We start from the raw sequence: 26,107 nt of genomic DNA on the forward strand, positions 1-26,107 counted from the left end.
ATGCAAGGGGTTGGCATGGCTTTCTCGACTGCACCTCAACCTGTGCAGCGCTGTTGCCACCTTAGTAGCAGATTCCAGCGCCCGCCACTGTGAGAATTGACAGGTATAGACGAGTGCGTGCCTAGACAAACACGATCTCATACGGGTCGCGCATGCGTTCCAGCAACACTTGCGCAAGCATGGGCGCCAAGCCGATCTCGGGGTCGCCCACCAACTGGCTGGCGTAGGCGTGGGCAGCGTGCAGCTTGCGCGCCACGCTCCAGGTATCCAGGCGTACCTTGCGCGCCCGTTGCCAGGGGATCACAGACGCCTCCCGCGTTGGCCAGTGCCACGCCCAGATCGGTAGCTCGTACAGGCGCGCCCCCACCAGGTTGCATGCATGGGCGGTGGCGCGACCGACTGCATCATGGTCGTCGTTGCCGTCGTTGCGCCACGTGGTGAAGACCACATCCCCTGGCTGCAGGTAGCGGGCAATGAACTGGCCCAACGGTTGCTCGCGGGCGGCCAGGGCGTTGTCGCAAAAGCCGCCGCGAATCCACTTCAGGCTATGCAATGGCATGCCCAGGCGGCGCAGCGCCTCGACGCTTTCCTGGGGCCGCACCACGCTCAGGCGGCTTGCCGGCCACACGCTGGAGCCGGGGTGGCTGGCGCTGCCGTCGGTCACAGAGATCAGTTGCAGCGGATGATCCAGGGTGCTCAGCAGTTGCAGCAGACCGCCGCAAGCCAGCACTTCATCGCCCGGATGCGGGGCGACCACCACCACGCGGGTGTCCCGTGGTACCAGCGAAGTCGGATTGATTACGGGGATTTGCGCCAGTTGCGGGGCGCTGTTCCAGATTTGCGCCGGGCCGCGGCGGCCGTCGCTTAAGGAGGCAGGCTTCATGGGTGTCACATCCTTGTCGATTGATGCGGGTCGTACCCCGTTGACGGGACGACACTCTTTTATTCACTCCAGGCTCCGCTGGCGTGACTGCACGGCACTCCAACCCTGGAGTGCCGGCAAGGCGACTTGAGCATAGTCAACGATTGGTCGCTTTTACATCTTGGGATGTCGTTTTTTTACCGACTTGGTGGCTGGGTCACACCTCCTCCTCGTATTGCAGCTCAAACAACAGCAGCGAACGCCCAGTGGCCGCGTACTCGTGATCGAACTCGAAGCGTTCCTGGCCGCGCACGGCGGTCTGGTTGGTGTCGACCATGCACGTCCAGAAGCCGCCTTCAGGCACCGGCGGCAGGCGGAAGTTGACCATGTCGTGGTGCGCATTCACCACCAGCAGTAAGGTGGCATCGGCACCTGGCCGACGAATGCCGGTTTCCTGGGCACGGCCGTCCATCAGCATGCCCAGGCAGCGGCCATGGCTGTCCTGCCACTGCTCGGTGGTCATCTCATTGCCATCCGGCGCGAGCCAGGTGACGTCCTTGACGCCGATGTCTTCGTTGTAGTCGCCCACCAGGAAACGCCCACGGCGCAGGATCGGGTACGCCAGGCGCAGCTTGATCAGGCGTTTGACGAACTTGAGCAGGGCCTTGCCGTCTTCGTCCAGGTCCCAGTTGACCCAGCCGATTTCGCTGTCCTGGCAATAAGCGTTGTTGTTGCCATGTTGCGTACGCGCGAACTCGTCACCCGCGACGATCATCGGCGTGCCCTGGGCCAGCAGCAGCGTGGCGAAGAAGTTGCGCATCTGGCGCAGGCGCAGCTCGTTGATTTCCGGGTCGTCGGTGGGGCCTTCGACGCCGTGGTTCCAGGACAGGTTGTTGTTACTGCCGTCCTGATTGTTCTCGTCGTTGGCCTCGTTGTGTTTGTCGTTGTACGACACCAGGTCGTGCAGGGTGAAACCGTCGTGGGCGGTGATGAAGTTCACCGAGGCATAGGGCCGGCGGCCACGATGGTTGAACATCTCGCCGGAGGCGGTCATGCGTGCGGCGAAGTCGGCGAGTTGGCCGTCATCGCCTTTCCAGAAGGCGCGCACGGTGTCGCGGAAACGGTCGTTCCATTCCACCCAGCCCGGCGGGAAGTTGCCGACTTGATAACCGCCGGGGCCGCAGTCCCAGGGTTCGGCGATAAGTTTGAGCTGGCGCAACACCGGGTCCTGGCGGCAGGCGACGAGGAAACTGTGGCGCTCGTCGAACCCCTCGCGGTAGCGCCCGAGGATCGTCGCCAGGTCGAAGCGGAAGCCGTCGACGTGCATCTCGTTGGCCCAGTAGCGCAGCGAGTCGGTGACCATTTGCAGCACGCACGGGTGACTCAGGTCGAGGGTGTTGCCGGTGCCGGAGTCGTTGATATAGAAGCGCTTGTCATCCGGCATCAGGCGGTAGTACGAGGCGTTGTCGATACCGCGCATGGACAGGGTCGGGCCGCGCTCGTTGCCTTCGGCGGTGTGGTTGTAGACCACGTCGAGGATCACTTCGAGCTTCTGCTCGTGCAGGTGCGCGACCATTTCCTTGAACTCGGCGATCTTGCCGCTGGCCAGGTAACGCGGGTCGGGGGCAAAAAACGCGATGCTGTTGTAGCCCCAATAGTTGGTCATGCCTTTTTGCAGCAGGTGCTGGTCGTTGACGAACGCGTGCACTGGCAGCAGTTCGACGGAGGACACGCCGAGCTGGCGGATATGCTTGAGCACATCATCTTCCATCAACCCTGCGCAGGTGCCACGCACGGATTCGCCGACGCTGGGGTGGCGCATGCTGATGCCGCGCAGGTGGGTTTCGTAGATGATCGTGCGGTCCCACGGCACCCGCACCGGCTGGTCGTTGCCCCAGGTGTGCGCCGGGTCGATGACCTTGCACTTGGGCACGAAGGGCGCGCTGTCGCGTTCGTCGAAACTGAGGTCGTCGTCCGGGTGGCCGATGGTGTAGCCGAACAGCGCCTCGGACCATTTGAGCGCCCCGACCAATTGCTTGGCATAAGGGTCGATCAGCAATTTGTGATGGTTGAAACGGTGACCGTTGGCCGGGTCATACGGGCCGTACACGCGGTAGCCGTAGATAAGCCCCGGGTGGGCGTCAGGCAGGTAGCCGTGGAAGGTTTCATCGGTGTATTCGGGCAGCTCGATGCGCTCCAGCTCCACCTCGCCGCTGTCGTCGAACAGGCACAGCTCGACCTTGGTCGCGTTGGCCGAGAACAGCGCAAAGTTGACGCCCAGACCGTCCCAGGTAGCGCCGAGGGGGAAGGGCAAACCTTCACGAATCCGCGACGGCTCGTTTTTAGGCGTCGATGGGGTGTTGTCGGGTTTGCTCATTGAGTTGCTCCTGCAGAATTTTTTCGGGACGAACGCGGCCGTGCTGACGGTGGTCAGGTGAGCATTGAATTCAGAGTGAAATGCGCCCCCTGTGGAAGCGGGCTTGCCCGCGAATGCCGAGTGTCAGTCAGTGCATCGGTGCTGACCCAGCGCATTCGCGGGCAAGCCCGCTCCCACAGGGAAGTGCGCTCAACTGGCCGGTTTGCGCGGGGCCTTGGGTTTTTTCTCGGCGGGCGGCTTGGCGGCTGGCTTGGGCTTGGCCGCCGCTTTCGGTTTGGCTGCCGGCTTAGGCTTGCTCGGCGTCAAAGCTTCGGCTTCCGCCAGCTTGCGTGCCATCTCCCAATGGCGCGTGTCCTGGCCGTGGGGTTTGCCCTCCGACTCCCAGATCTGGTGTGCCAGTTCCCGTATGCGTTTGTCTTCAGTACTCATCGCAATGCTCCTCACAGAAAATGTTCAGCTCTCTTGATCATCAGGATTAATAAAGACGTTGACCGGGAAATCCCCCAGGGCAGTGCTCAGCGGCAGCTCCTTGTTTGGTGTGACTGCGCCTGTGTGGAAAAGTCCCTTCCATTTTTGTGTCGTGGCGGCGAACGGTAGTGTGACCCGTGTATCGCCCCAAACCTGCGCATTGATCTGGGGAAACACACCGTTTTCAAGCAGGCAATGGGACCAGCGTGGCACCACCACCACGAGGTATTTGCCCTGGTGTTCGCGGGCGAACGCGACAACGTGCGCGGCGTGTTTGCCCAGCACTTGCAGCGGCGTGTAGCGGCCACTGTGGAACAGTTCGGGGTAGGCCTTGCGCAGGGCCAAGGCCTGGGCGATCACCGCCTGTTTGATACGCCCGTCGCGCCAGTGGAACAACAGTTCGCCGATGTCCGGTGGGGTGCGCAACGCCTGTTGCCGGGCGTTGAAATCCACCGGGCGACGGTTGTCCGGGTCCACCAGGCTGAAGTCCCAGAACTCGGCGCCCTGGTACAGGTCCGGCACCCCCGGCACGGTGATGCGAAGCAAGGATTGCGCCAGCCCATTGATCGCGCCAGCCGGGGCGATGACCTGGGCGGCGTTGCCGATGGCGCTGCGCAAGGCGTGGCCTTCAGCGCTCAGCAGCAAGCGCGACAGAAAGGTTTCGACGCCGCGCTCGTAGGCCTCGTTGGGCGCGCTCCAACTGCTGTGCAACTTGGCTTCGCGCAAGGCTTTTTGTTGCCACTGCCAGAGGCGTTGTTGGTAACCCTCGAGGTCTGCACCGAGGTCCAGTGGCCAACTGCCCAGCAGCACTTGATAGAGGATCAGTTCATCGCCTGCGGCGGGGCTGGTGTCGCTGCGCAACGGCGCGGCAAGGCTGCGCCAGTGTTCCACTTGCTCGGCAAACCACGGTGCGCATTCACTCAGCACCGCCAGGCGTGCGCGGCTGTCTTCGCCGCGCTTGTGGTCGTGGGTGGCGGTGGCCAGCAGGTTGTCGGGGAAGCTCTGCAAGCGCTGCCGGTTGACCGCATGAAACTCGGCCAGCGGCGCACTGAAGTGCTCGGTGCTGAAGCCCACATCGTTGCGCGACAACAGCACCGCCGAACGATAGAACGCGGTGTCTTCCACCGCCTTGGCCGCCGCCGGCGAGGTCAGTTGCTGGAACCGTACGCAGGCATGCTTGAGGATCTTGCGCTCACGCCCCAGCGGGCGATCGCGCCAGGGTTGGCCGCCTAGCCAGTTGGCCAGGTGGTCAAGCACCGGCCAGTCGCCTTCGCCCAAGGTGCTGCGGGCGCCGTCCATGGCCTGCTGGAACACACGCTCATCGGCGGCACTGCGGCCGCGGGCGCTGATGTAGGTGCGGTACACCGGGAAATGCACGATCAATTCCTGCAAGGCACGGCGGATTGCGCCAAGGGTCAAGTCGCGGGTCATCACGTCGTCGCGGGCCACTTGCAGCAGGGCCTGGGCCACGCTTTCAAAGTCGCCGCCGAGGGAGCCGTTGAGGATTTGCTGGCGGGCCAGGCGCGCTTCCTCGATGAACGCCGACGGGCGCTCGCTGTGGCGCGTCCACAGCTCTGCCAGTGGGGCGAAGCCGTCCGGGTGATGTTGCAGCAACGACAGCTGGTTCATGAATTCGTAGCCGGTGGTGCCGTCCACCTGCCAGTCTTCACGCAGAGTTTCACCGTCGCCGAGGATCTTCTCGACAAAGATCGGCAAGTGCCGTCCGGGCGCCAGCGAGTCCACGCGTCGGCGCAGCTTGCGGCAGTAGCCGCGTGGGTCGGCCAGGCCGTCGATATGGTCGATGCGCAGGCCGTCCACCAGGCCTTCGCTGATCAGTTCGAAGATCTTGCCGTGGGTGGCTTCGAACACCGCACTGCGTTCGACACGCAGGCCGCCGAGCTCGTTGACGTCGAAGAAGCGCCGCCAGTTGATGTCGTCCGCCGCCGTACGCCAGCTGGCCAGGCGGTAGGCTTGTTGTTCCAGCAGATGATGCAGGCGGTCGAAGTCGAACCTGGCCAACTGTTGCTCGATGGCGCGCAGGACCTGGTCCTCGCTGGCGCGTTCGGCCAGTAACTGTTTGAGCCGTGCGGCCTCATGGTAGGCGTCGTCTTGATAGGCGAGGGCGCTGAAGCGCTCGGCCAGCGGCTGGAGCAATGGGTCGGTGCCGAGGATCGCGGGGTAATCCCGTGGGCAGATCGGGAAGTGGTGTTCGTAATGCGCGACGTAAAACGCGCCGTGGGCCGCATCAAATTGCAGGGTCACAGTGCCGCTCTGCAAAGCTTCGCCGTAATCGCTGCCGAGGAACGGCATGAGCAATTGGCCCTTGAGCAACGGGTCTGGCGAGTGCCACTGGATGTCGAAAAACTCGCTGTAGGGGCTCAAGCGCCCCCACTCCAGCAGGTCCAGCCACCAGGGGTTATCGGCGCCGCCGACGGCCATGTGGTTGGAGACAATATCGAGGATCAGCCCCATGTCGTGTTCGCGCAAAGCGCCCACCAGGCGCCGCAATGCCGCTTCACCGCCCAGCTCGGGATTGACACGCGTGGGGTCGACCACATCGTAGCCATGCATGGAGCCGGCGCGGGCGCTGAGCAGCGGCGAAGCATACAGATGACTGATTCCCAGCGCGGCGAAGTACGGCACCAGCGGCACCGCATCATCCAGGGTAAAGCCGCGATGAAATTGCAGGCGTTGGGTCGCGCGTAGCGGCAGTGTTTTCATCGGTCACGCTCGTAGGCCTGGTTGCGCGCCACGGCCAGCAGTTCCAGGCGGCGTGCGGCACCGGCGTTGTCGAGCAGGCTGGAGGCTTCGCCCGGCAAGCGTCGGCGCCAATTGGGGTGGGTGTCGATGGTGCCCGGCAGGTTGGCTTGCTCGTCCACGGCCAGGGCATCTTCCAGCGGCAGCAGCACCAGCGGCGCACGAGTGTGGCCCAGGTAACGCACGCTGGCGTCGATCATGTGGTCGGTTTCGTTGCGAATCTCATCGACGAAATTCTGCGGGTCCTGGCTCAAGGCCTGACGCAGCGCCTGGCGCTCGCGCAGGCGGTGTTCGCTCCATTGCTCGACAGTGGGCGCGTCGATCAGGCCGAGCTGGATATTCCACTCGATGTCGCGGCTGTGCCACCAGCCGTTGAGGGTTGGCAGGTCGTGGGTGCTGGTGGTGGCCAGGGCGTTGTCGGGCCAGTCGAGGATTGGCTTGAACTGGCCGTCGTGACCCTGTTCGAACAGCAGCACGCGCATGCCCAGGATCGAGCGGCCGATGAGTTTTTCGCGCAGGCCATCGGGCACGGTGCCGAGGTCTTCGCCGAGGACAATGGCTTGGTGGCGGTGGGATTCGAGGGCGAGCAAGCGCAGCAGGTCGTCCACAGGGTAATACAGGTAAGCGCCGTCCCGTGGCGAGGCATCCATGGGGATCACCCACAGGCGTTGCAGGCCCATCACATGGTCGATGCGCAAGCCGCCGGCGTGGGCGAAGTTGGCGCGCAGCATCTCGATGAAGGCGCGAAAGCCGTTGCGTTGCAGACCCTCCGGAGAAAACGCGGAAATCCCCCAGCCCTGGCCGGCACGATTGAGGATGTCCGGTGGTGCGCCGACGGTGAGGTCGGCGAGCAGTTCATCCTGACGGCTCCAGGCCTGGCTGCCACCGCCGTCGGCGCCCACGGCGAGGTCAGCGATCAGGCCGACGCCCATGCCACTGCCCCGCGCGGCTTGTTGTGCGCGTTCCAGGCAACGGGCGATCAGCCATTGGCTGAAGGCGAAATAACCGATCTCGCTGGCGTGCTCTGCGGCAAATTGTGCCAGTGCCGGGCTTTGTGGGTCGCGCCAATCCTGGGGCCAGTGGCGCCAGTCGAGATCCTCACCGGCTGCGGCGCGCGCGGCTTGTACGGCTTCGAAGCGGCAGTGGTTTTCGAGGGCTTCGCCGCCAGCCTGGCGGAAGCTGAGGAAGTCGGCGTGTTGCGGGTGATGGCCGTGGCGGAAGTCTTCATACAGCGCGCGCAGCAGGCGTTGCTTGGCTTTGGCTGCGCTGGGCCAGTCGATCAGGCTGTGTTGTTCCAGGTCGTGCAGTTCTTCCGTCAGGCCCAGGGCCTCGATGGCACTGCGCACTTCGCGTTCGCCGAGGATGCAGGCGGGCGAGGCGTACAGGCTGTTGAGGAACAAGCGGCTGGACGGCGAATACGGACTGTAGCGCCCGGTATCGGCGCTGAACATCGCGTGCATCGGGCTGATCGCCAAGGCATCGGCCCCGCGTTCGGCGGCCGCGCGCGCCAGGTGTTCCAGGGCCAGGGTGTCGCCAAAGCCGCCGTCGCCCAAGCGACGCAGGGCATAGAGTTGGGCGCTGATGCCCCAGGCACGCGCGGGTTGGCTATGCACCGCTTCGGCCACGCTGTAGCAGTGGGTAGGCGCGACGGCGAGGGTGAAGGTCTGGCCAGCGATGTGCACGTGGTGATAGCCGAGGGCGATGACGCCGGGCAGTAGCGCATTGCCGTCGAGGCGCAGCTCCAGGGTGTCGCCGCCTTCAAGGCTGACCCGGCACAGGGTGTCGGGTTCGAAGTAATGCGCCAGGTTGAGGCTGTCGCCGCTGTCGACTGTCATCAAGGGCGGCAATTGCCTGTCCTGTTGGGCGTGCTCCAGTTGCAGCAGGCTGGCGTCGACCTCGGCGTCGCTGTCGGCGGGGTGGCCCAGGCCCTTGAGCACGGCGCGCAGGGCCTCGGGTTTGACGCGTTGTGGGCGGCCGTTGGCGTCGATCCAATCGACGGCCAGGCCCGCGCGGCTGGCGAGGATTTCCAGGTTCGCTTCGCTCAAGAGTGCTCTCCAACAGGGGATAGGGTGACGCGTGCGCTGTACGGCGGCAGTTGTGCGCCTTGGTCGGCAGGCGTTTCGAATAGCAGGTGTTCGGCGCGGTGATACGCGAGTGCGGTGGCGCTCAGATTGAGGTCGATCTGCAGCAGGCTGCCGTTGCCCAGGCGCCAACGTGCACTGACGGCGCCCTCGGCCAGCACCTGTGCGCCCAATGCGACGCTGCCGGGCAGGTGCGGCACCAGGTGGCGGTGGCGCAGGCTGAGCAACTGGCGATAGAGCCGGGCCTGGGGGTGGTCGGTGAAGGTCGGTGTCGAGTGTTCAAAGGTGCGCAGGGCGTTCGGGTCGGGAATGCGTTTGCGCAGCGCCGGTTCGTTGAATGCGGCGAAGTCGGCAAATTCATTGCGTCGGCCTTCGCGCACCGCTTCGGCCAGTTCGCCGTGGTGGTCGGTGAAAAACAGAAACGGTTCGCTGGCGTTGACTTCATCGCCCATAAACAGCAGCGGGATCATCGGTGACAGCAGCAGCAACGTGGTTGCCGCCTGAAGTGCCTGGGGTGAGCAGAGTTGATGCAAGCGTTCACCGAGGGCGCGGTTGCCGATCTGGTCATGGTTCTGCAAGAACAGCACAAACGCGGTCGGCGGCAGATGGCCGCTGGGTTCGCCGCGTGTGTGGCCGTGGCGGGTGGTATCGCCCTGGTAGATGAAGCCTTCGCCCAGGCAGCGGGCGAGCTTGGCCGTGGTGTCGGTGGCGAAGTCACTGTAATAGGCGTCGGTCTCGCCGGTGAGCAACACGTGCAGGGCGTTGTGGCCGTCGTCATTCCACTGCGCGTCGAAATCGTGCTCGAGCAGGTTGGCCTGGTTGAATTCGTTCTCCAGCACCAACCACACGTGGCGGCCGGTATCGACTTGCTGGCGCACCCGTTGCGCCAGCTCCTTGAGGAACCCCGGGTTGTCGATGGCGTGCACAGCGTCCAGGCGCAGGCCGTCGAAGCGGTATTCAAGTAGCCACATCAGCGCGTTGTCGAGGAAGAAGTTGCGCACTTCACGGCGTTCGAAGTCGATGCCGGCGCCCCAAGGCGTGTGCACCTCTTCGCGAAAGAAACCCTGGGCGTATTGGCCCAGGTAATTGCCGTCGGGGCCGAAGTGGTTGTAGACCACGTCGAGGATCACCGCCAGGCCGTGTTCATGGGCGCTGTCGATCAGGTGCTTGAGCTGCTCGGGCGTGCCGTAGCTGGCGTGGGGCGCATAGGGCAAAACCCCGTCGTAGCCCCAGTTGCGTTCGCCGGGGAACTGCGCCAATGGCATCAGCTCGATCGCAGTCACGCCCAGCTCGGCCAGGCGCGGCAGGTGTTGCTCTACGGCGGCGTAACCGCCCAACGCGCCGACGTGCAGTTCATAGATCACCGCTTCGTGCCACGGACGGCCGTGCCACTGGCTGTGTCGCCATTGATAGGCGAGGGGGTCGACGACCCGGCTCCAGCCATGCACGTCCGTGGCCTGGGCCCGGGACGCCGGGTCGGGGACATCCTTTTCCCCATCGATATTGAAGCGGTAGCGCGTGCCTGCCGGGCAGGCTATTTCAGTTTCAAACCAGCCATCTGCCTGGGGCAGCATGGCGACGGACTTACCGTGTTCCAATTCAACGCTGACGTAATACGCGTCTGGCGCCCACAAGGCAAAACGCGTGTGTTGCGCGTCCAGCATGATTGCGCCGTGGGGCCAGGTTTCCAGAGTCCGTGACGGCATCTACAGAGACCTCCCATGTCTATTTATTGGCGGATTTCCCCAGGGCCTTGGCCACAAGCTGTTCGTACAGTTCGGCGTAGGGTTCCACCGCCTGGCACCAGTTGAAGGGTTGGGTCATGGCGCGCGAACGCATGGCATTGAGCAGGCCCGGGAAGGCGAAGACCCTGAACGCTCGGCTCAGGGCTTCGCGGTAACTTTCTACGCTGGATTCATTGAACAGGAAGCCGGTGACGCCATCTTCAATGGTGTCTGCGAGCCCGCCGGTGTTGCGCGCCACCGGCAGCGAGCCGAAACGTTGCGCGTACATCTGGCTCAGGCCGCACGGCTCATAGCGCGAGGGCATCAACAGGAAATCGCTGCCGGCAAACATGCGCCGGGCGTCGGTTTCGTTGAAGCCGATGCGCACGCCGACCTGGCCGGGAAAGCGCAGCGCCAGTTCGCGCATGGCCTGTTCTTCTTCCGGCTCGCCACGGCCGATGATCGCGATCTGGCCGCCGTTTTCGACGATAAAGCCGGCTACGGCTTCGGTGAGGTCCAGGCCTTTCTGGTAGACCAGGCGCGAGACCACTGCGAACAGCGGGCCTTTGGAGTCGTGCAGGCCGAACAGGCGGCGCACGTGGCCGGCGTTGATGGCCTTGCCGTCCCAGTCGCCAATATTGAAATTATGTTGCAGGTGCGTATCGGTGGAGGTTTCCCAACTTTCATCGATGCCGTTCGGGATGCCGCTGAGCAGGCCTTGCTGGGTCTTGCTGGCCAGGAAACCATCGAGGCCGCAGCCGAATTCTGGGGTGGTGATCTCCTGGGCGTACGTTGCGCTCACCGTGGTGATATGGCTGGAATACGCCATGCCAGCCTTGAGGAACGACATCTTGCCGTAGAACTCCATGCCTTCCTGTTGCAGGGCGTGGGGCGGAATGCCCAACTCCGGCGTGGAGGCCAGGCTGACCACGCCTTGATAGGCCAGGTTGTGGATGGTGAACAGCGTCGGCGTGCGTGACCCACGCCAGTGCATATAGGCCGGCGCCAGGCCAGCGGGCCAGTCGTGGGCGTGCACCAGGTCAGGGCACCAGTGGATCTGCGCAAGGTTGGCGGCCATGTCGGCGGCGGCCAGGCCGAGGCGGGCGAAGCGGATATGGTTGTCCGGCCAGTCGCGACCGTTGTTGGCGCCGTAGGGCGTGCCTTCACGTTCGTACAGTTCGGGGCAGATCAGCACATAGATGACCAGGCCGTCCTTGAGGTCCATGCGCCCGATCTTGCACGGCGGCAGCGCAGCGTGGCCGCCCAGCTCGCCGACGATATGAATCGGGTTATCGCTTTCCATCACCTGTGGGTACCCGGGGATCAACACGCGTACATCGTGCAGATGGGCCATGGCGCGGGGCAGGGCGGCGGACACGTCGCCGAGGCCGCCGGTCTTGACCAGGTCGGCGAATTCAGAGGTGACAAACAAGACTTTCTTGCGGTTGGGATTTTCGTTCACGACCTGCCGCACAGTGGTGGGCAGGTCGACCAATGATGGCCCCCCTACCGGCTGACTGACACGCTCTCCCTGAACAACTACAGCGGCATTGATCATAATTCACTCCCACATGTTGGTTGGCTAATGGCCCGCTGCCATCAGCTCCGATGACCGCTTCCTGCGGTCAGGCGCACAAGCACTGTACAAACTGGCAAGGCGTATGCCAGATGCACATTTGGCTCGAAAAGATTGGATGGACGGGCATTGCGGATGAACTCCACGTGCTCGCCTCACCTTAAAACTGGACCTACGGCAGAGTTGGAAAGTTTCGATTTTTTGCGGGGTTTTTGTTTTGAAACGGACCCATCGGTCATCAGTCTAGGACAGATCCCAGAGCCCGTAGGGTTTGTGAGGAATTTTTGTAGGACAAAAAACTTGTAACCCTATACCGCTTTGAAAGCATGCCCAGAAAGTACGCGGATAGGTGTTTGTAGTGAGCGGGCTTGCCCCGCGCTGGGGGGCGAAGCCGCCCCAAAATGGCCCGCCGCGGTGTATCAGGAAGACCGCAGTGTGCGGATTTGGGGCGGCTTCGCCCCCCAGCGCGGGGCAAGCCCGCTCACTACAGGCGCGTTAGTTCAGCGTGCGAATGGGGGCGTGGCAGGCCCAGGCCTGGATGTCTTCGATCATCTGCTGATAGAACTGCCGGTAGTTCTGCTCGCTTACATAGCCCACATGGGGGGTGGCCAGCACATTGGGCAGGCGGCGGAACGGGTGGTCCAACGGCAGTGGCTCATCGGCAAATACATCCAGTGCCGCGCCGGCCAGCTTGCCGGTTTCCAGCGCACGCACCAGCGCCTGCTCGTCCACGATCGGCCCGCGGGCAGTGTTCACCAGGCGCGCAGACGGTTTCATCCAGCCCAGCGCCTCGGCATCCACCAGGCCTCGGCTGCGCTCGCTGAGCACCAAGTGCACGCTGAGAATGTCGGACTGTTCGAACAGCGCCTGCTTGCTGACCCACGTCACCCCCGACTCGGCCGCGCGCTCCGGCGTGAGGTTTTCACTCCAGGCGATCACGCGCATGCCGAACACCTGGGCGAACTGGGCGACCTTTTGACCGATGCTGCCGAGCCCGAGAATCCCCAGGGTCTTGCCATGCAGGTCGCCCCCCAGGCCAACCTGCCAGCCCCCGGCGCGCAGCGAGTTGGCTTCGGCCAGCAGGTTGCGGGTAGACGCCATGATCAATGCCCAGGTCAATTCCGGTGCTGCCTGTTTATAGCTGTCAGTGCCACACACCTGAACCCCCAGTGCCTTGGCGGCGGGAATGTCGATGGCCGCGTTGCGCATGCCGCCGGTCACCAGCAGCTTGAGCCTGGGCAAGCCCTGGAGCAGGGCCTTGTCGAAGGTCGAGCGTTCGCGCATCACGCAAATGACCTCGAAGCCCTGCAAGCGCTGGATCATGGTGGCGGTGTCCGCCGGGTAATCGTGCAGGAAGTGCACCTGGCCGACGCTTGCAAGCGGCGACCAGTCCACCACGCCACTGGCCACGTTCTGCCAATCATCAATCACTGCGATCTGTACCGACATCAACGAGTGCCCCGAAAAAGGTTGGATTAAACGGCGTTTAATGTTGGCGAGAAATTAAACAGGGATTCACACCCAGTGCAAGGTCAGCGCGGCGAGCACGGCGTAGCGCAGGCTTTTGGCCACGGTCACCCACAGCAAGAAACGCCACAGGGGCTCGCGCATCACGCCGGCGACCAGGGTCAGCGGGTCCCCGATGACCGGCAGCCAACTGAGCAGCAGCGTCCAATGCCCCCAGCGCTGGTAATGCCGCCGGGCCTTGTCCAGTTGCCGGTCATTGACCGGAAACCAGCGTCGCCCCTTGAAGTGCTCCACCCAGCGCCCCAGCCACCAGTTCACCACTGAACCGAGCACGTTGCCGAGGGTGGCGACGCCCAGCAGCAGCCACAGGCTGTAATGCCCACTGAGCAGCAGGCCGACCAGCACCGCTTCCGATTGCAGGGGTAATAAGGTCGCGGCGCCAAACGCCGCGACGAACAGTCCCAGGTAACCCGCGATCATTGCGCCGGGTATTCAGCCACCACGACGTCCTTGCCATCACGGGTCAGACCGATCACTTCAAAGGCTTCGCTGCGACCCTCGACTTCCATGCCAGGCGAGCCCATGGGCATACCCGGTGCGGCGACGCCGAGCAGGTCGTCGCGTGTGCGCAAAGCCAGTACCTGCTCGGCGGGCACGTGGCCTTCGACGAACTTGCCGTCGATCACGGCGGTGTGGCACGAACCCAGGCGTGGGGCGACGCCGAGGCGTTGCTTGACCGCGCTCATGTCGGTTTCCACATGGTCATTGACCTTGAAACCGTTGCTTTCCAGGTGGCTGATCCACTTCTTGCAGCAGCCGCAATTGGCGTCGCGGTGCACGTCGATAGGGATCAGGTCGGCCGCCTGGGCCAGGGTGGCGGTGAACAGGGCCGAAAGCAGGGCCACGCGCAATGGGGTCTTCATGGGTTGTCATCCGGTTCCGAGCAGTAAGCCCGGCATTTTCCCTGCTTTTTGCAAGGGTACGCGGCGATAATGTTTCTAAATTATACAGAGGGTGGGTTTTCCAGTCGTTGCTTGAGCTGGTCCAGGGCAACGGACGACAGCTCAATCATGCGTTCATGCAGGCTGGCCAGTTGCAACTCGGTCTCGTAGATCAGCACACGCTTGAACAGCGTGCCATCGTGGTGGGCCTGCAAGAAATAGTGAATCGAGCCGTCGACGGCCAGGGAGGTAAACACGGTCTTGAATTCGTCGGGGCGTCGGGCGATCTGCACGCGATAGCTCATAGGGACGCGGATGCCCAACAGGTCGATGAATTCGGTGAAGCGGGCGCCGACGGGGAGGGAACCGCAGGTGCCGGTCTCGGCGCCGAGGGAAGTGGGGTGCCATTCGTGCCAGCGGTCCGGTTGGGTCACGTAGTCGTAGACGGCCTCGGTCGGGGCCTGGATAAAGCGTTCCTGACTGATCCGCTCCAACCGGACCGACTGCTCGACAGCGCGCATGACACACCTCCTGTGTGGCGTGGCTAAACACCTTGAGCTGTCAGAATAGTCCGACTCCCGCGCTTTGCACGGGAGACCTTGGCGAGTTGATCAACGGACTTTGAAGCGACTCATCAGTGCAATAACCCGGCCATTGGCGTCGAGCAGGCTTTGGGTATTGGCTTCGGTGGCGTGACCACTTTGCACCAACTCTTCGACCATATGACGAATGTGCACCATGCTGCGGTTGATCTCCTCGGTCACTGCGCTTTGCTGCTCGGCGGCCGTGGCGATCTGGGTGCTGAGGTTGTTGATGTGGCTGACCGAGCCCGCCATTTCGTCCAGGCCGGTGTTCACCCGCGCCGTGGCGTCGGCGGCCGACTGGCAACTGGCCTGGGTGTTTTCCATGGCCGCGACGGACGTGCTGACCCCCGTGGTCAGGCGCACCAGCATCTCGTTGATCTGCGACGTGCTGGCCTGGGTCCGTGCCGCCAGTGCGCGCACTTCGTCGGCGACCACCGCGAACCCACGGCCTTGCTCGCCAGCCCGCGCCGCCTCGATGGCGGCGTTGAGCGCCAACAGGTTGGTCTGGCCGGCAATCGCGCCGATCACACCCAGGGTCTCGGTGATACGCGCGGCGTCCTGGCGCATGTTTTCCACGCTCTGGGTGGCACTGGAAACTTCGCCGATCAACGCGCTGACACTGTTGGACGCCTCACCCACCACCACACGGGAACGGTCGGCGTGTTCGTTGGCACGCTGGGTAAAGGCCGCGGTTTCGGCGGCGTTTTGCGCGACGGTGTCGGCGGTGGAACTCATTTCGGTGATGGCGGTGACGGTCTGGTCGGTCTCCGAGGCATGTCGCAGCAGGATCTGGTTGGTCTGCACCGAGGTCTGTTGCAATTGCTCCAGGCCCGAGGACATGGCGCCCGTGGCCTGGGTGACTTCGCCTATCATGTTTTGCAGGTAGACGATAAACCGGTTGACCGAGTGGCCGATGGCGCCCAGTTCGTCTTCGGCGCGGATGGTGATGCGTCGGGTCAGGTCGGCGTCGCCGGCAGACAATGCATCGATATTGCTTTTCAGCGTGGTCATGCGCTGCACCAATTGGCGGATCGCGTACACCGCGAGCAGCACCAGCAGCAACACCATAGGGATTTGCAGCAGGGCCAGGGTGCCCAGTACATCATCGCGCTGGGCAGTGATCAGCGAGGTGGGCAGGGCGGTGGCGAGGAACCACGGGGTGCCTTCAATCGGGCGCATGTAAAAGGTGCTGGCGACGCCGCCGTTGTCGAACTCACTGCGCTGCAAGGCTTGGTTGCGCTGGGCCAGGGCTTTGCTGACCTGGGCGGCGAAGGCCGACGTGCCAGTCAGCTCGCTGATGTTTTTCAACACCACCGGGCCGCTGATGCGCGAGCTGTTGCTGATGATCTTGCCGTCGCCTTCAACGATCAGCATTTGCCCACCGATGTCTTTTTCCTTGCTGGCCACCAACTCATTGAAGAAGCCCAGGGTCACATCGATGGTCGCCACGCCATAAGCGGCACCGTCGCGCTGGATCGCCATGGCACAGTTGGTGCGTGGCTCCTGGCTGGCGTCATCCTTGTAGGCCGCCGCCCAGGCGCACTGGCCGCGAGGTGAAGCGAGCCCGCCTTTGTACCAGCTCTGGTCGTAGTAATTGGGCGCCGGGTCGCTGTTCCAGAAGGTATTGACCGTCAGCTTGCCCGAAGCATCACGGTGCCAGAACGTACTGTGTTTGTTGCGCCCGGGGGTGCGCTGGTTGGGAAGCGGCCAAATGCCACCACCGAAGACTTTCAGCTCGCCGTACTGGTCGACCAGGCCAGGCAGGACCTTGTCGATGGCATCGCTGTCGAGCAGGGGAATGGTTTGGGTGATGCTGCGTTGTTGGGCCTGAACCTTGTTCAGTTCGCCCTGGATCTGTTCGGCGACTTCGCTGATGCGGTTGAGCACCACTTGTTCTTCGGTATGGCGCAGCGTGGGTGCGACCAGTTGGCCGATGCCGACGATGGTCAACACAAACAGCACCAGGACGAACAGCACCAGAAACACGGTATAGCGGGCTTGGATAGAGCGCAGTGGGGGCATGGGATCGTCCTTACGAAGCGTTTGTTATTCACGCGGCTTTATTAGAGCTTCGTCGGGCTATCGGCTTGGCGATCCAGAGCTTTAGGTACGTTCGTACAAGAAAGTTGGAGCGCCGCTTCTGGGCGCTCCGGGGTGTTCAGATGTTCAGCATCGCCATCACCGTTTCGGGATAACGCAGGCCGACTGTGGCATCGGCCGCAAACACCGCCTCCAGCGCCGCCAATTCACTCGGGCTGAGGCGCACCGACAGCGCCGCGACGTTCTCTTCCAGGTACTTGCGTCGCTTGGTCCCCGGGATGGGGATGATGTAGTCGCCCTGCGCCAACACCCAGGCCAGCGCCAACTGTCCGGCGCTGACCCCCTTGTCCCGCGCCAGGGCCTGCACCTGTGTCACCAGTTGCAGGTTCTTCGCGAAATTCTCGCCTTGGAAGCGCGGGCTTTGGCGGCGATAGTCGTCGGCGTCGAAATCGTCCGGGCTTTGCAGCGCGCCGGTGAGAAAGCCGCGGCCCAACGGGCTGTAGGGCACAAACGCAACGCCCAGGCGCTGGCAGGCGGCGAGGCAGCCGTTGTCTTCCTGGTCGCGGCTCCACAGCGAATATTCGCTTTGCAGGGCGCTGATGGGGTGGACCTTGTGCGCCCGCTCCAGGGTGGCCGCCGACGCTTCGCTCAGGCCCAGGTAACGCACCTTGCCTTGCTTGACCAGTTCAGCCATGGCCCCGACGGTTTCTTCGATCGCCACTTCGGGGTCGATGCGGTGTTGGTAGTAGAGGTCGAGGGTCTCCACGCCGAGGCGGCGCAAGGTGCCATCGATGGCGTTGCGGATGTACTCGGGGCGCCCGTCGACACCGCGCAGCGTCGGGTTGGCCGGGTCGCGCACGATGCCGAACTTGCTGGCCAGGAACACCTGGTCGCGCTTGCCGACGATGGCTTTGCCGATCAGCGCTTCGTTGGTGTGCGGGCCGTACATGTCGGCGGTGTCGAGGAAGTTCACCCCCAGCTCCAGGGCGCGATGCAGGGTCGCGGTGGCCTCTGTGGTGTCGGTGCCGGGGGTGTAGAAATCGGTCATGCCCATGCAGCCGAGGCCGATGGCAGAGACGTGGGGGCCGTTTTTACCGAGTTGACGTGTGTGCATGTGTTAAACGCCTGGGGTGGGAAGGGCTCCATTGTTATCCTCGACAGAATTGGGATAAACCGGCTAAAACAGTTATCACTATTCGGATTATCTAAATAATCCTCAGCGAGGGGGCCCGGGTTTTGGACCGTTTTAATGCAATGCGCGTGTTTACCCGGATTGTCGAACTGGGCGGCTTCGCCAAGGCCGCAGACAGCCTGCAAATGCCGCGCGCTTCGGTGACGGTGCTGATCAAGCAATTGGAGGCGTATCTGGGGGTGCAACTGTTGCAACGCACCACGCGCCAGGTCAGCCCCACGCTGGACGGCGCTGCGTATTACCAGCGTTGCGTGCGTTTGCTGGCCGACCTGGAGGAGACCGAGGCGGTATTTTCCACCCGTCGGCAAGACCCACGCGGCACCTTGAACGTGGACATGCCGTCGGGCATTGGGCGCTGCATCGTGATTCCCGCGTTGCCGACGTTCACGGCGCGCTACCCGCGTATCGAACTGGAAATCGGCCTGAATGATCGCCCGGTGGATCTGATCCGTGAAGGTGTGGACTGTGTGCTGCGCGGTGGCCCGGCGCTGGATGAGTCGCTGGTGGCGCGGCCCTTGGCGATGCTCGAGCAGGTAACCCTGGCCAGCCCCGCTTATCTGGCGCGCATGGGCGTGCCCGAGTGCGTTGAAGACCTGATGCATCACCAGATGGTCGAGTACGTATCGAGCACCACTGGCAAGCGCTATGGCCTGGAATTTGAAGTGGGGACCGAGTTGCGCCCGATCAATCTGGCCAAGAGCGTCTCGGTCAACAGCGCCGACGGTTACTTTGCGGCATGTGAGGCCGGGTATGGCTTGATCCAGGCCCCGCATTACCATGCCCTGCGCCAGTTGGCCGAGGGGCGGCTGGTCGAGGTGTTACCCCGGTTGACGGTACCCGCAATGGCACTGACGGCGCTGTATCCGCCGCACCGCCAGCTGTCGCTGCGGGTACGCGTGTTTGTGGATTGGCTGGTGGAGCTATGCGCCACTCCAGGCCTTGGACTGAGGCGATGACTCCGGCGCCGCTGGCGGCTACACGAATATGCGCAAGTCGCCTGGATAGTCCTTGTGGCCCAACGGCTTGCTCGGGTCAGGGGCTGGAACCTTCGCGGCGTAGCCCATGCTTGGCATGGGTTTGACGTTATTGAACACGCCGATCGCCGTACTGCCCGTCATTTCGGCCAGCCCCGGCACCGCTTCGGATGTCTTCATGTGCGACATGCCTACCAGGGCCACCCATTTTTCGCCGTTGGACGTGGCTTCGATGGTTTTGGTCGCGTAATAGTTGAACTCTCGAAGCCGTTGTTCAGAGCCGAAGCCGGTCTGGGTGGGGCCGTAAAGTGCCTTAACATCCTTGTGCCGGGTGAGGTAATAGTGGTCGAGTGGCACGATCTCGATGCCGTTGGCCTCCAACTTGGCCTTGAGTTCCTTGAAGCTTGGCGATGTACGCGGCTTGCCTGTGCGTCCGAGCATGCTGATACCGTCATCCTGAAGGCCGTCGGGAAAATTCGGCCGAGACAGCAGCCCTTCCATATACACGCGCTTGACGCCCTCTTTTTTCAACGTTTGCGCATTATCGAACAGCGTCTTGAAGCTGGCCATTTCGTGATGCAGTTCGCCCAGTACCACGCCGTTCGAGGTCTTGAGTGCTTGCGAGAGCAGCTCAGCCGGCGGTATCGGCTTGGTGACCATTGGAATAGGCGGGCGCGGGGGCATGTTGGTGCCGATCTTGGCGTAATGGTCAAACAGCTCCTCGACGAACTTTTTCATCGTTTCGAACTTGGTATCGGGCTTGAAGTGATCAGGTTCCAGCTTGCCTTTCATGGCGGTGGCGTATTCCCCGACGGGTAACGGCTTCCTGGCACGCGGCGGGCGTTGGCTGAAGCTGTACGGCGTGACGCGGTGTTTGCGCGATGGGGGAGAGGCGACGGGCGACGGCGCCAGTGTGTACGAGGGCTGGAAGTCCTGGATCGGCCCGCCGTAGGGTTGGTTTTTTACTGGGTCATAGGCGTACCAGTTGTCGTTGCGGTGAATCGCGACGGTTTCAATGGTTCGGTCGGCCGACTTGAACGTGCCGATTGAGGCCGCGCCATGGGCCTGGCTGGCCTTGATCAAATCGTAACTGCCGTTTGCGCCTTTGAGTGTGCTCATGGTTTTTTCGGCCAATGCTCCGGTGGCATTGCCCAGCGCTTGCGCGCCCTTGAACAACTGCTTGCCGCTTTTACCGGTTATTCGTGCGGCACCTATCAGCAGGTCGCCCATGCCATCCAGCGGGTTGAGGGCGCCGAAGGCCGCGGCCCCGATCACCTTCGCGCCCTTGATATATTTCGTACCGGCAGACACGGCGGCGGACCCCAATTTGCCTAACTTGCCCACAGTGCCCGCACCGGCGGTCAAGAAACTGAAGAGGTCCAGGCCCAGATCCAATGCGCCGTCGGCGATATTGCCCTGGGAAAAGTTGACGATCGCGGACCTGAACGGGATCAGGTTCAGAAAGAACTCGCGCGCGTTGTCTTGTGCCTGTAGTTGCCGCTCGTGGGGGGTTGTGCCCATCGCTTCCTGTTTGATTGCGGGGTTGTCGTAGTCAAGGTGCTCGACAAAGGCATTGGCGATGAGGTGGCTGCGGGCGCTGGAAAAACTGTCAGGCAGTGCAGGTCCTGTCGAGGGGCGTTCAGCTTGCGCGACGTCACCGCCGGCTTTGGGTTTGAACTCGGTTTGCCGGATTCGCCGGTTGCCGTCTTGCCACGTCACCTCTTTCAAGTCGATGTAGTTGTCTTTGCGCGTGATCTTGAGGTTCTGGATGTCCAACTGGTAAATCGAGCGTTGGCCCTCTTGCTCGACCTTGAAACTCAGCACCAGGTTTTTGGCTGTCACCTTGTTGCCGTCGTAGGTGGACTCGTGGAAAAACCTGATGTTTCCCGTCTCCAGTCGCTTGCGGTCTTCCAGTGGCAGTTGTGAAATCAGGTGGCGTACCGTGGTGGCAATCGCACTTTTGCGCGTGTCGATGGCCTTGGTGAACTCGCTGTCGAACGCCTGGAACGAACTGCGTGCCGGGCTATTGTTGAACTTGTCGAGCGGGATGCGCTTATCGGAGGTCTTCCATTTGCCCAGGGGGCTTTGCCCCATAGCCACATCGAGCATTGAAAAATACAGGCCTACGGGCCGCCGGTTGGGGTCATAAAGTGGCTGTGGGCCATGCTTGTATGCTTCGTCCAGTTGCAGGAGCGGTTTTTCAAACAGTGCCGGGTCCATTTCGGGAAACGCTTGCTTCAGCTTTGCCAGCGCGACCCCTTTGCGCGTGGGGAGGTCGGTATTGATTGACTCACTGGCGGCCAGGCGCTGGTTTTGCTGGTCATCGAAGGCGGCCCTGACCCTCTCCAGTTGCTGCGGGGTGTAAACGCCATCGACTGATTTTTGCAACACGCCGCTGACTATTCCCCACTCGATCAAGTTCGCTTGCAGCGCATGCTCGGGGGCGGGCCCGGGAATTTGATCGGCGCGCTGCATGACCTGCGCGTAGGTCATCTTTGCCGACGCGCCAAGCGCTTCTTGCTCCACCTTTGCCACCGCCATGCAGAACGTGGCGTGGGCTTGGCTGCCGTATACGATCTGATCGGGGATGTCCTTGACCAGAAATGCCGGCGCAACGCGGCTGAGCAACAGGTGTGCGGCCAACGGTGCCGTGGCAGGGGTGGCTTTGCCGGTGGCAACGAGGTGGTTTTTCAGGCCTTCAAGCACGCTCGAGACCGGCTTGCCCCAGTGTTGCTCTTGTGCCCAGTCGAAACCGGCCACGCGGGTCCTGTCGGGCTGGCGGACTGACTCGCGATCGAGCCCCAGTTGGATAGCGCTCAGCACGTATTCGGACAGGCTGTCAGGGGTGGCAATACCCCCCAACTTTGTCTGGATCGCGAGGCCCAGCGCCTCGGCCCTTGGTGACTTGAGCAGTTTTTCGATCGCGTTGTGCGGGTCCTGCAGCTCCTGGCTGGAGAGCGGCGTCTGCTCCAGCAAGTAATCCAGCGCCCCTTTGCGTCGGTCGGCCAGGGGCAGGCCCGCAAGCCCGGCGCTGTTGCGGTCTATCGTGTCGCTGATCGCCTGTTGTTGGGCGGCATCCAGCGGCACGGGCCAGGACAGGCCGCCGCCGGCATTGCCTACCAAGGGGGCCAGCGCTTTTTGATCCAAACTGTCTCGCAGGGCAATGGCCTGCGCCAGACTGGTCGGGAGTTGGAAGCCCAGGCGGGTGATGACTTGCGCCACGCTGGGGTTGGAAAGCGGTTTGTCGGGATAGGACGAGTCGGGGGCAATCGGCATCGTCCAATTGTGCAACGCACTGGATATGGTTTGCGCGGAGGTTGAATCGGTCCACAGCAGCGCAATACCACGGATGTGGTTGGCCAGTTGGCGCAGGTTCTCCTGGTCGGCGGCTGCGATTTTAAAGCCTTCTGCGGGCGGAATGTGGGTCGGTGTATCGGCGTGGCGGACGGGAGACTGTGCACGGTTCGGTTGGTGGGCTGACGCTGCGGCGTTCGTCATAACACCCGGACTGTACGGAGAGAGGGGAAAGAGGATCATGTGGATGACTCAATGGCGTAGTGCCCAAACATCCGTGGGATTGGAGTGTGTAGCTTCTTTCCGTGATGGGCTCTAGCTAGGTGAGTGCAGGAGGGAGGACGGTTCCGCGCAAACGGTCAGAAGGCGTTTCGAATGTTTGATGCGGGCGCGCAGGCTGAAGGGCTCTCAGGTGCATCAATCAGGCAGCCGATATGCCAAAGCCTGTCATCGCCTGTAACATGGTGTCCTGCTAACTGCGGCCTATGCCCGCGAGTGGGCATGTGTGGTGATACACCGCGGATACATTCTCAAGATTCAGGAACTGTCATGACTCAAAAGCAACGCTTGAAATATTCGATTCTGATTTCCCTGGTGGTGCTGGGGACGATGTTTGGCCTGTCCTACTTGCAGAACACTGGGGTGATCAGCGAGAAGACGTTCCAGTACATCGCGATCGGCGTGGCCGTCACCGTGGTGGTGATCAACGGCATCATGCGCCGCAAGGTCAAGCCCAACTTCTGAGTCAGGCGCGGCCTTCGAGTACTTTGGCAGCCTCTTCGTGGAGGCTGTAGCTCTTGTCCGCATTGAGGGTGATCACGCCCTCGCTGCATAGGCGCTTGAGCACTTCACGCACGCTGAGAAAAGACAGCGGAATGCCCAACTCCAGCAAATGGCTGTGCACGCCGCGTACCCCGAGGGTGCGCTGGTTGTCGGCAGCGGTGAGCAGGGCGTCGATGACCTTCAGCCGGATCAGGCTGGTACGCAGGCCAAAATATTTGAGCAAGTGGCGGATACGCTGGTTGCCGTGCTGTTCGGGCGCCTTGCCGAACGCTTGGCCGCCGCGGCCGAACGAGGCATCGGCGGCGGGTGAATGTCCATCCGTGGGCAGTTGCGAGTTGTACATGCAATAAAACTCCTTATCAGAGCCTGATCAGGAAAATGAGCGCTCTTGGTTAATAAGACGTACGAGCGACAGAAATCATGAAGTTCCAGATGTAGAAATTTTGTCGGTATCGCTTTTGTCACACTACGGCCTTCTTCGATAAACCTCGTTGTCGCCTAAATTGTCACGGGTTTTTTGCGTCCTTACGGTGGGGTAACTACCCCTTGCGAGGGTGTTCAATTTGACTGTGGAGTCGGCGTGATTATGTCCAACGGGTTGTCCAGGGTATGTGTGGCAGGGGTGTTGCTGGGGTTGAGCCTGGCGGCATCGGCACGGGAGGCGGTGACGCCGGCGTCGGCAGAGATCCGGCGTACCGGGTACGGCGTGCCCCATATCCGTGCCAATGATGAACGTGGCCTGGGCTACGGCATCGGTTATGCGTATGCCCAGGACAATCTGTGCCTGCTGGCCAACGAAGTGGTCACGGTGAACGGCGAGCGGTCACGCTTCTTCGGCCCGGACCAGGCGACGCTGGAGGAACGCAACAACCTGGCCAGCGATGTGTTTTTCACCTGGCTGAACACGCCAGAGGCCGTCGCGGCCTTCTGGAACGCACAAACCCCGCAGATCCGGCAGCGGGTCGAGGGGTACGTGGCGGGCTACAACCGTTATCTGAAAGAGCACGGTGCGCCGGCCCAGTGCCAGGCGGCGTGGGTGCGGGCGATCACCGCGCAAGACGTGGTGAAGCTCACCCGGCGTTTGCTGGTCGAAGGTGGGGTGGGGCAGTTTGCCGAAGCGTTGGCGGGTGCCACGCCGCCTGCCGTGACCGCCGGGATTCAGACCCGTGCCCTGGGCTTTGAGCGGGTCGCCGCCAATCAACAACGCTTTGCCCTGGACCGTGGCAGCAACGCGGTAGCGGTCGGCCGTGACCGTTCGTTCAATGGCCGCGGCATGTTGTTGGCCAACCCGCACTTTCCGTGGGTGGGTGGCATGCGTTTTTATGAGATGCACCTGACCATCCCCGGACAACTGGACGTGATGGGCGCAGCATTGCCCGGCCTGCCGTTGATCAATATCGGTTTCAACCAGCACCTGGCCTGGACCCATACGGTCGACACGTCCAAGCACTTCACCCTGTATCGCCTGAGCCTGGACCCCAAGGATTCGACGCGCTATCTGCTGGATGGCAAATCGGTCGCGCTGGATAAAACGACGGTAACCGTGCAGGCCAGGCAGGCCGATGGCAGCCTTAAAGCCGTGTCCCAGACGCTTTACAGTTCCCAGTTCGGCCCGGTGGTGCAATGGCCCGGCAAGCTTGATTGGGACCAGCGCCACGCCTTTAGCCTGCGTGATGCCAACCTCGGCAATGATCGCGTGCTGCAACAGTGGTACGCGATGAACCGCGCCGCCAATCTCAAGGAACTGCAAACCTCGGTGCATACCCTGCAGGGTATCCCGTGGGTCAACACGGTGGCGGCGGACGACCAGGGTCAGAGCTTGTACATGAACCTGTCGGTAGTACCCAACGTCAGCCAGGCCAAGCTCGCCCAATGCAGCGATCCGCGTGCTGGCCTGCAACTGATCGTGCTCGACGGTGCCCACAGCGCCTGCGCCTGGGACATCGACCCGCGTGCAGCCCAGGCCGGGATCTTCGCCGCCGATCAACTGCCGCAACTGGAACGCAGCGACTATGTGCAGCACTCCAATGACTCGGCCTGGCTGGCCAACCCCAAGGCGCCGTTGAGCGGCTTTTCGCCAGTGATCAGCCAGGACCACATCGGCCTCGGCCCGCGTGCGCGTTTCGCCGTGCAACGCCTGCAATCGCTGGAGAGCAAGCCCATCGGCGTCGCTGACCTGCAACATATGGTGATGGACAATGAGGTGTACCTGGCCGGCCAGGTGATGCCCGACCTGATGGCGTTTTGCGCCAAACACCTGGGCGCCGATGCCGTGGCCTTGCAGCCGCTGTGCACCAGCCTGAAAAACTGGGACCAGCACGCCAACCTCGACAGCGGCGTGGGCCTGGTGCACTTCATCAACCTGATGGAACACCTGCAGCAGATCCCCGACGCCTGGCGCGTCGCCTTTGACCCGACGCAGCCGTTGACCACGCCCCGCGGCGTGGCCATCGAGCGTGCACCCGTCGCCACGGCGCTGCGCGAAGCGATGCTGGCGTCCACCGCCGACGTGGCCAAGCTCGGTTTGACGGCCAACAGCCGCTGGGGCGATGTGCAAGTCAGCGGACAGACCCCGATCCACGGCGGCCCCCAGGCGCTGGGCATCTACAACGCCATGCAAACCGTGCCGCGCGCCGATGGCAAACGGGAAGTGGTCAGTGGCAGCAGCTACCTGCAAATCGTCACCTTCGACGACACCGGCCCCCATGCCCAGGGCTTGCTCGCGTTCTCCCTGTCCAGCGACCCTGCATCCACGTACGCCAAGGACCAGACCCAGGCTTTCTCGCAGAAAAAACTCAGCCCGCTGCCGTTCACCGACGCTCAGATCAAGGCCGACCCGCAGTACCGGCAACAACTGATCCAGGAGTAGGGCAGGCGCGCAACTCCTTGATAGCACTGCGAAATATTTTTGAAATCAAGGGGTTGCACGCTTTGGTAAATACGTACATAATGGCGCCCATCGAACGCAACGAAGCATTAAAAACTTC

18 protein-coding genes and 1 pseudogene are annotated in these 26,107 nt (G+C 62.6%); 3 read left to right on the top strand and 16 right to left on the bottom strand.

The features are described 5' to 3' along the window. Window positions 1-121: 121 nt before the first annotated feature. The 14 genes and pseudogenes from OPU96_RS04380 to OPU96_RS04445 form a co-directional block, all read right to left on the bottom strand. Window positions 122-883: a PIG-L deacetylase family protein gene (locus tag OPU96_RS04380; RefSeq protein ID WP_226456926.1), complete on the bottom strand. Its 762-nt coding sequence runs from the start codon at window positions 881-883 to the stop codon at window positions 122-124. Window positions 884-1,079: 196 nt separating this feature from the next. Continuing rightward, window positions 1,080-3,239 (bottom strand): glycogen debranching protein GlgX, encoded by a 2,160-nt coding sequence (glgX, locus tag OPU96_RS04385; protein WP_226456925.1) that lies wholly within the window; start codon window positions 3,237-3,239, stop codon window positions 1,080-1,082. Window positions 3,240-3,428: 189 nt separating this feature from the next. After that, window positions 3,429-3,668, bottom strand: coding sequence for a DUF2934 domain-containing protein (locus tag OPU96_RS04390; RefSeq protein WP_192300453.1), 240 nt, complete (start codon window positions 3,666-3,668; stop codon window positions 3,429-3,431). A gap of 24 nt (window positions 3,669-3,692) precedes the next feature. After that, a complete protein-coding gene (locus tag OPU96_RS04395; protein ID WP_498558705.1) occupies window positions 3,693-6,428 on the bottom strand; it encodes a malto-oligosyltrehalose synthase in 2,736 nt (911 codons plus the stop codon). Further along, complete coding sequence (gene malQ, locus OPU96_RS04400) at window positions 6,425-8,509, bottom strand: 4-alpha-glucanotransferase (RefSeq protein WP_305390908.1); 2,085 nt, start codon at window positions 8,507-8,509, stop codon at window positions 6,425-6,427. Before malQ ends, OPU96_RS04395 begins: the two co-directional genes overlap by 4 nt. Next, the gene (gene treZ / locus OPU96_RS04405) at window positions 8,506-10,251 is read right to left on the bottom strand and encodes a malto-oligosyltrehalose trehalohydrolase (protein WP_305390907.1); all 1,746 of its coding nucleotides are present in this window, start codon (window positions 10,249-10,251) and stop codon (window positions 8,506-8,508) included. The genes malQ and treZ overlap by 4 nt, the downstream gene beginning before the upstream one ends. Before the next feature lie 19 nt (window positions 10,252-10,270). After that, entirely contained in the window at window positions 10,271-11,827 is a 1,557-nt protein-coding gene (gene glgA / locus OPU96_RS04410) for a glycogen synthase GlgA (RefSeq protein ID WP_192300449.1), read from the bottom strand. A gap of 513 nt (window positions 11,828-12,340) precedes the next feature. Next, on the bottom strand, window positions 12,341-13,294 hold the full coding sequence (locus OPU96_RS04415; protein WP_498558706.1) for a D-2-hydroxyacid dehydrogenase family protein: 954 nt from the start codon (window positions 13,292-13,294) through the stop codon (window positions 12,341-12,343). Window positions 13,295-13,360: 66 nt separating this feature from the next. Continuing rightward, window positions 13,361-13,792 (bottom strand): YqaA family protein, encoded by a 432-nt coding sequence (locus OPU96_RS04420; protein WP_192300447.1) that lies wholly within the window; start codon window positions 13,790-13,792, stop codon window positions 13,361-13,363. Continuing rightward, complete coding sequence (locus tag OPU96_RS04425) at window positions 13,789-14,235, bottom strand: DUF411 domain-containing protein (RefSeq protein ID WP_498558707.1); 447 nt, start codon at window positions 14,233-14,235, stop codon at window positions 13,789-13,791. Before OPU96_RS04425 ends, OPU96_RS04420 begins: the two co-directional genes overlap by 4 nt. 80 nt (window positions 14,236-14,315) lie before the next feature. After that, window positions 14,316-14,774, bottom strand: a complete 459-nt coding sequence (locus OPU96_RS04430; RefSeq protein WP_226456916.1) for an SRPBCC family protein — start codon at window positions 14,772-14,774, stop codon at window positions 14,316-14,318. A 90-nt stretch (window positions 14,775-14,864) separates the two neighbouring features. Beyond that, entirely contained in the window at window positions 14,865-15,710 is an 846-nt protein-coding gene (locus tag OPU96_RS04435) for a methyl-accepting chemotaxis protein (protein ID WP_498558819.1), read from the bottom strand. A 15-nt stretch (window positions 15,711-15,725) separates the two neighbouring features. After that, a pseudogene (locus OPU96_RS04440) lies at window positions 15,726-16,859 on the bottom strand (HAMP domain-containing protein); the annotation flags it as partial. Window positions 16,860-16,995: 136 nt separating this feature from the next. Further along, entirely contained in the window at window positions 16,996-17,991 is a 996-nt protein-coding gene (locus OPU96_RS04445; RefSeq protein ID WP_226456913.1) for an aldo/keto reductase, read from the bottom strand. Window positions 17,992-18,113: 122 nt separating this feature from the next. On the opposite strand from OPU96_RS04445, the gene OPU96_RS04450 reads away from it, so the two are divergent. Then, complete coding sequence (locus tag OPU96_RS04450) at window positions 18,114-19,025, top strand: LysR family transcriptional regulator (RefSeq protein WP_226456912.1); 912 nt, start codon at window positions 18,114-18,116, stop codon at window positions 19,023-19,025. Between the two features lie 18 nt (window positions 19,026-19,043). Here OPU96_RS04450 and OPU96_RS04455 read toward each other — a convergent pair whose 3' ends face one another. After that, window positions 19,044-22,580: a membrane-targeted effector domain-containing toxin gene (locus OPU96_RS04455; protein ID WP_498558708.1), complete on the bottom strand. Its 3,537-nt coding sequence runs from the start codon at window positions 22,578-22,580 to the stop codon at window positions 19,044-19,046. Between the two features lie 306 nt (window positions 22,581-22,886). Here OPU96_RS04455 and OPU96_RS04460 point away from each other — a divergent pair, with 306 nt between their 5' ends. Then, entirely contained in the window at window positions 22,887-23,081 is a 195-nt protein-coding gene (locus OPU96_RS04460) for a hypothetical protein (protein ID WP_192300440.1), read from the top strand. Between the two features lies 1 nt (window position 23,082). On the opposite strand, the gene OPU96_RS04465 is transcribed toward OPU96_RS04460, so the two are convergent. Beyond that, on the bottom strand, window positions 23,083-23,463 hold the full coding sequence (locus OPU96_RS04465) for a fe2+ zn2+ uptake regulation protein (protein ID WP_192300439.1): 381 nt from the start codon (window positions 23,461-23,463) through the stop codon (window positions 23,083-23,085). 237 nt (window positions 23,464-23,700) lie between these two features. On the opposite strand from OPU96_RS04465, the gene pvdQ reads away from it, so the two are divergent. Then, complete coding sequence (pvdQ, locus tag OPU96_RS04470; RefSeq protein WP_498558709.1) at window positions 23,701-25,989, top strand: bifunctional acylase PvdQ; 2,289 nt, start codon at window positions 23,701-23,703, stop codon at window positions 25,987-25,989. Window positions 25,990-26,107 lie beyond the last annotated feature (118 nt).

The sequence above is a fragment of the Pseudomonas sp. RP-B7 genome (assembly GCF_059803535.1).

Coding starts and splice junctions, on each gene's coding strand:
- glgA (WP_192300449.1), bottom strand. CDS start 11,827: ATGATCAATGCCGCTGTAGTTGTTCAGGGAGAGCGTGTCAGTCAGCCG.
- OPU96_RS04420 (WP_192300447.1), bottom strand. CDS start 13,792: ATGATCGCGGGTTACCTGGGACTGTTCGTCGCGGCGTTTGGCGCCGCG.
- OPU96_RS04445 (WP_226456913.1), bottom strand. CDS start 17,991: ATGCACACACGTCAACTCGGTAAAAACGGCCCCCACGTCTCTGCCATC.
- OPU96_RS04390 (WP_192300453.1), bottom strand. CDS start 3,668: ATGAGTACTGAAGACAAACGCATACGGGAACTGGCACACCAGATCTGG.
- OPU96_RS04460 (WP_192300440.1), top strand. CDS start 22,887: ATGACTCAAAAGCAACGCTTGAAATATTCGATTCTGATTTCCCTGGTG.
- OPU96_RS04415 (WP_498558706.1), bottom strand. CDS start 13,294: ATGTCGGTACAGATCGCAGTGATTGATGATTGGCAGAACGTGGCCAGT.
- OPU96_RS04465 (WP_192300439.1), bottom strand. CDS start 23,463: ATGTACAACTCGCAACTGCCCACGGATGGACATTCACCCGCCGCCGAT.
- OPU96_RS04435 (WP_498558819.1), bottom strand. CDS start 15,710: ATGATAGGCGAAGTCACCCAGGCCACGGGCGCCATGTCCTCGGGCCTG.
- treZ (WP_305390907.1), bottom strand. CDS start 10,251: ATGCCGTCACGGACTCTGGAAACCTGGCCCCACGGCGCAATCATGCTG.
- OPU96_RS04380 (WP_226456926.1), bottom strand. CDS start 883: ATGAAGCCTGCCTCCTTAAGCGACGGCCGCCGCGGCCCGGCGCAAATC.
- OPU96_RS04395 (WP_498558705.1), bottom strand. CDS start 6,428: ATGAAAACACTGCCGCTACGCGCGACCCAACGCCTGCAATTTCATCGC.
- glgX (WP_226456925.1), bottom strand. CDS start 3,239: ATGAGCAAACCCGACAACACCCCATCGACGCCTAAAAACGAGCCGTCG.
- OPU96_RS04455 (WP_498558708.1), bottom strand. CDS start 22,580: ATGATCCTCTTTCCCCTCTCTCCGTACAGTCCGGGTGTTATGACGAAC.
- OPU96_RS04430 (WP_226456916.1), bottom strand. CDS start 14,774: ATGCGCGCTGTCGAGCAGTCGGTCCGGTTGGAGCGGATCAGTCAGGAA.
- OPU96_RS04425 (WP_498558707.1), bottom strand. CDS start 14,235: ATGAAGACCCCATTGCGCGTGGCCCTGCTTTCGGCCCTGTTCACCGCC.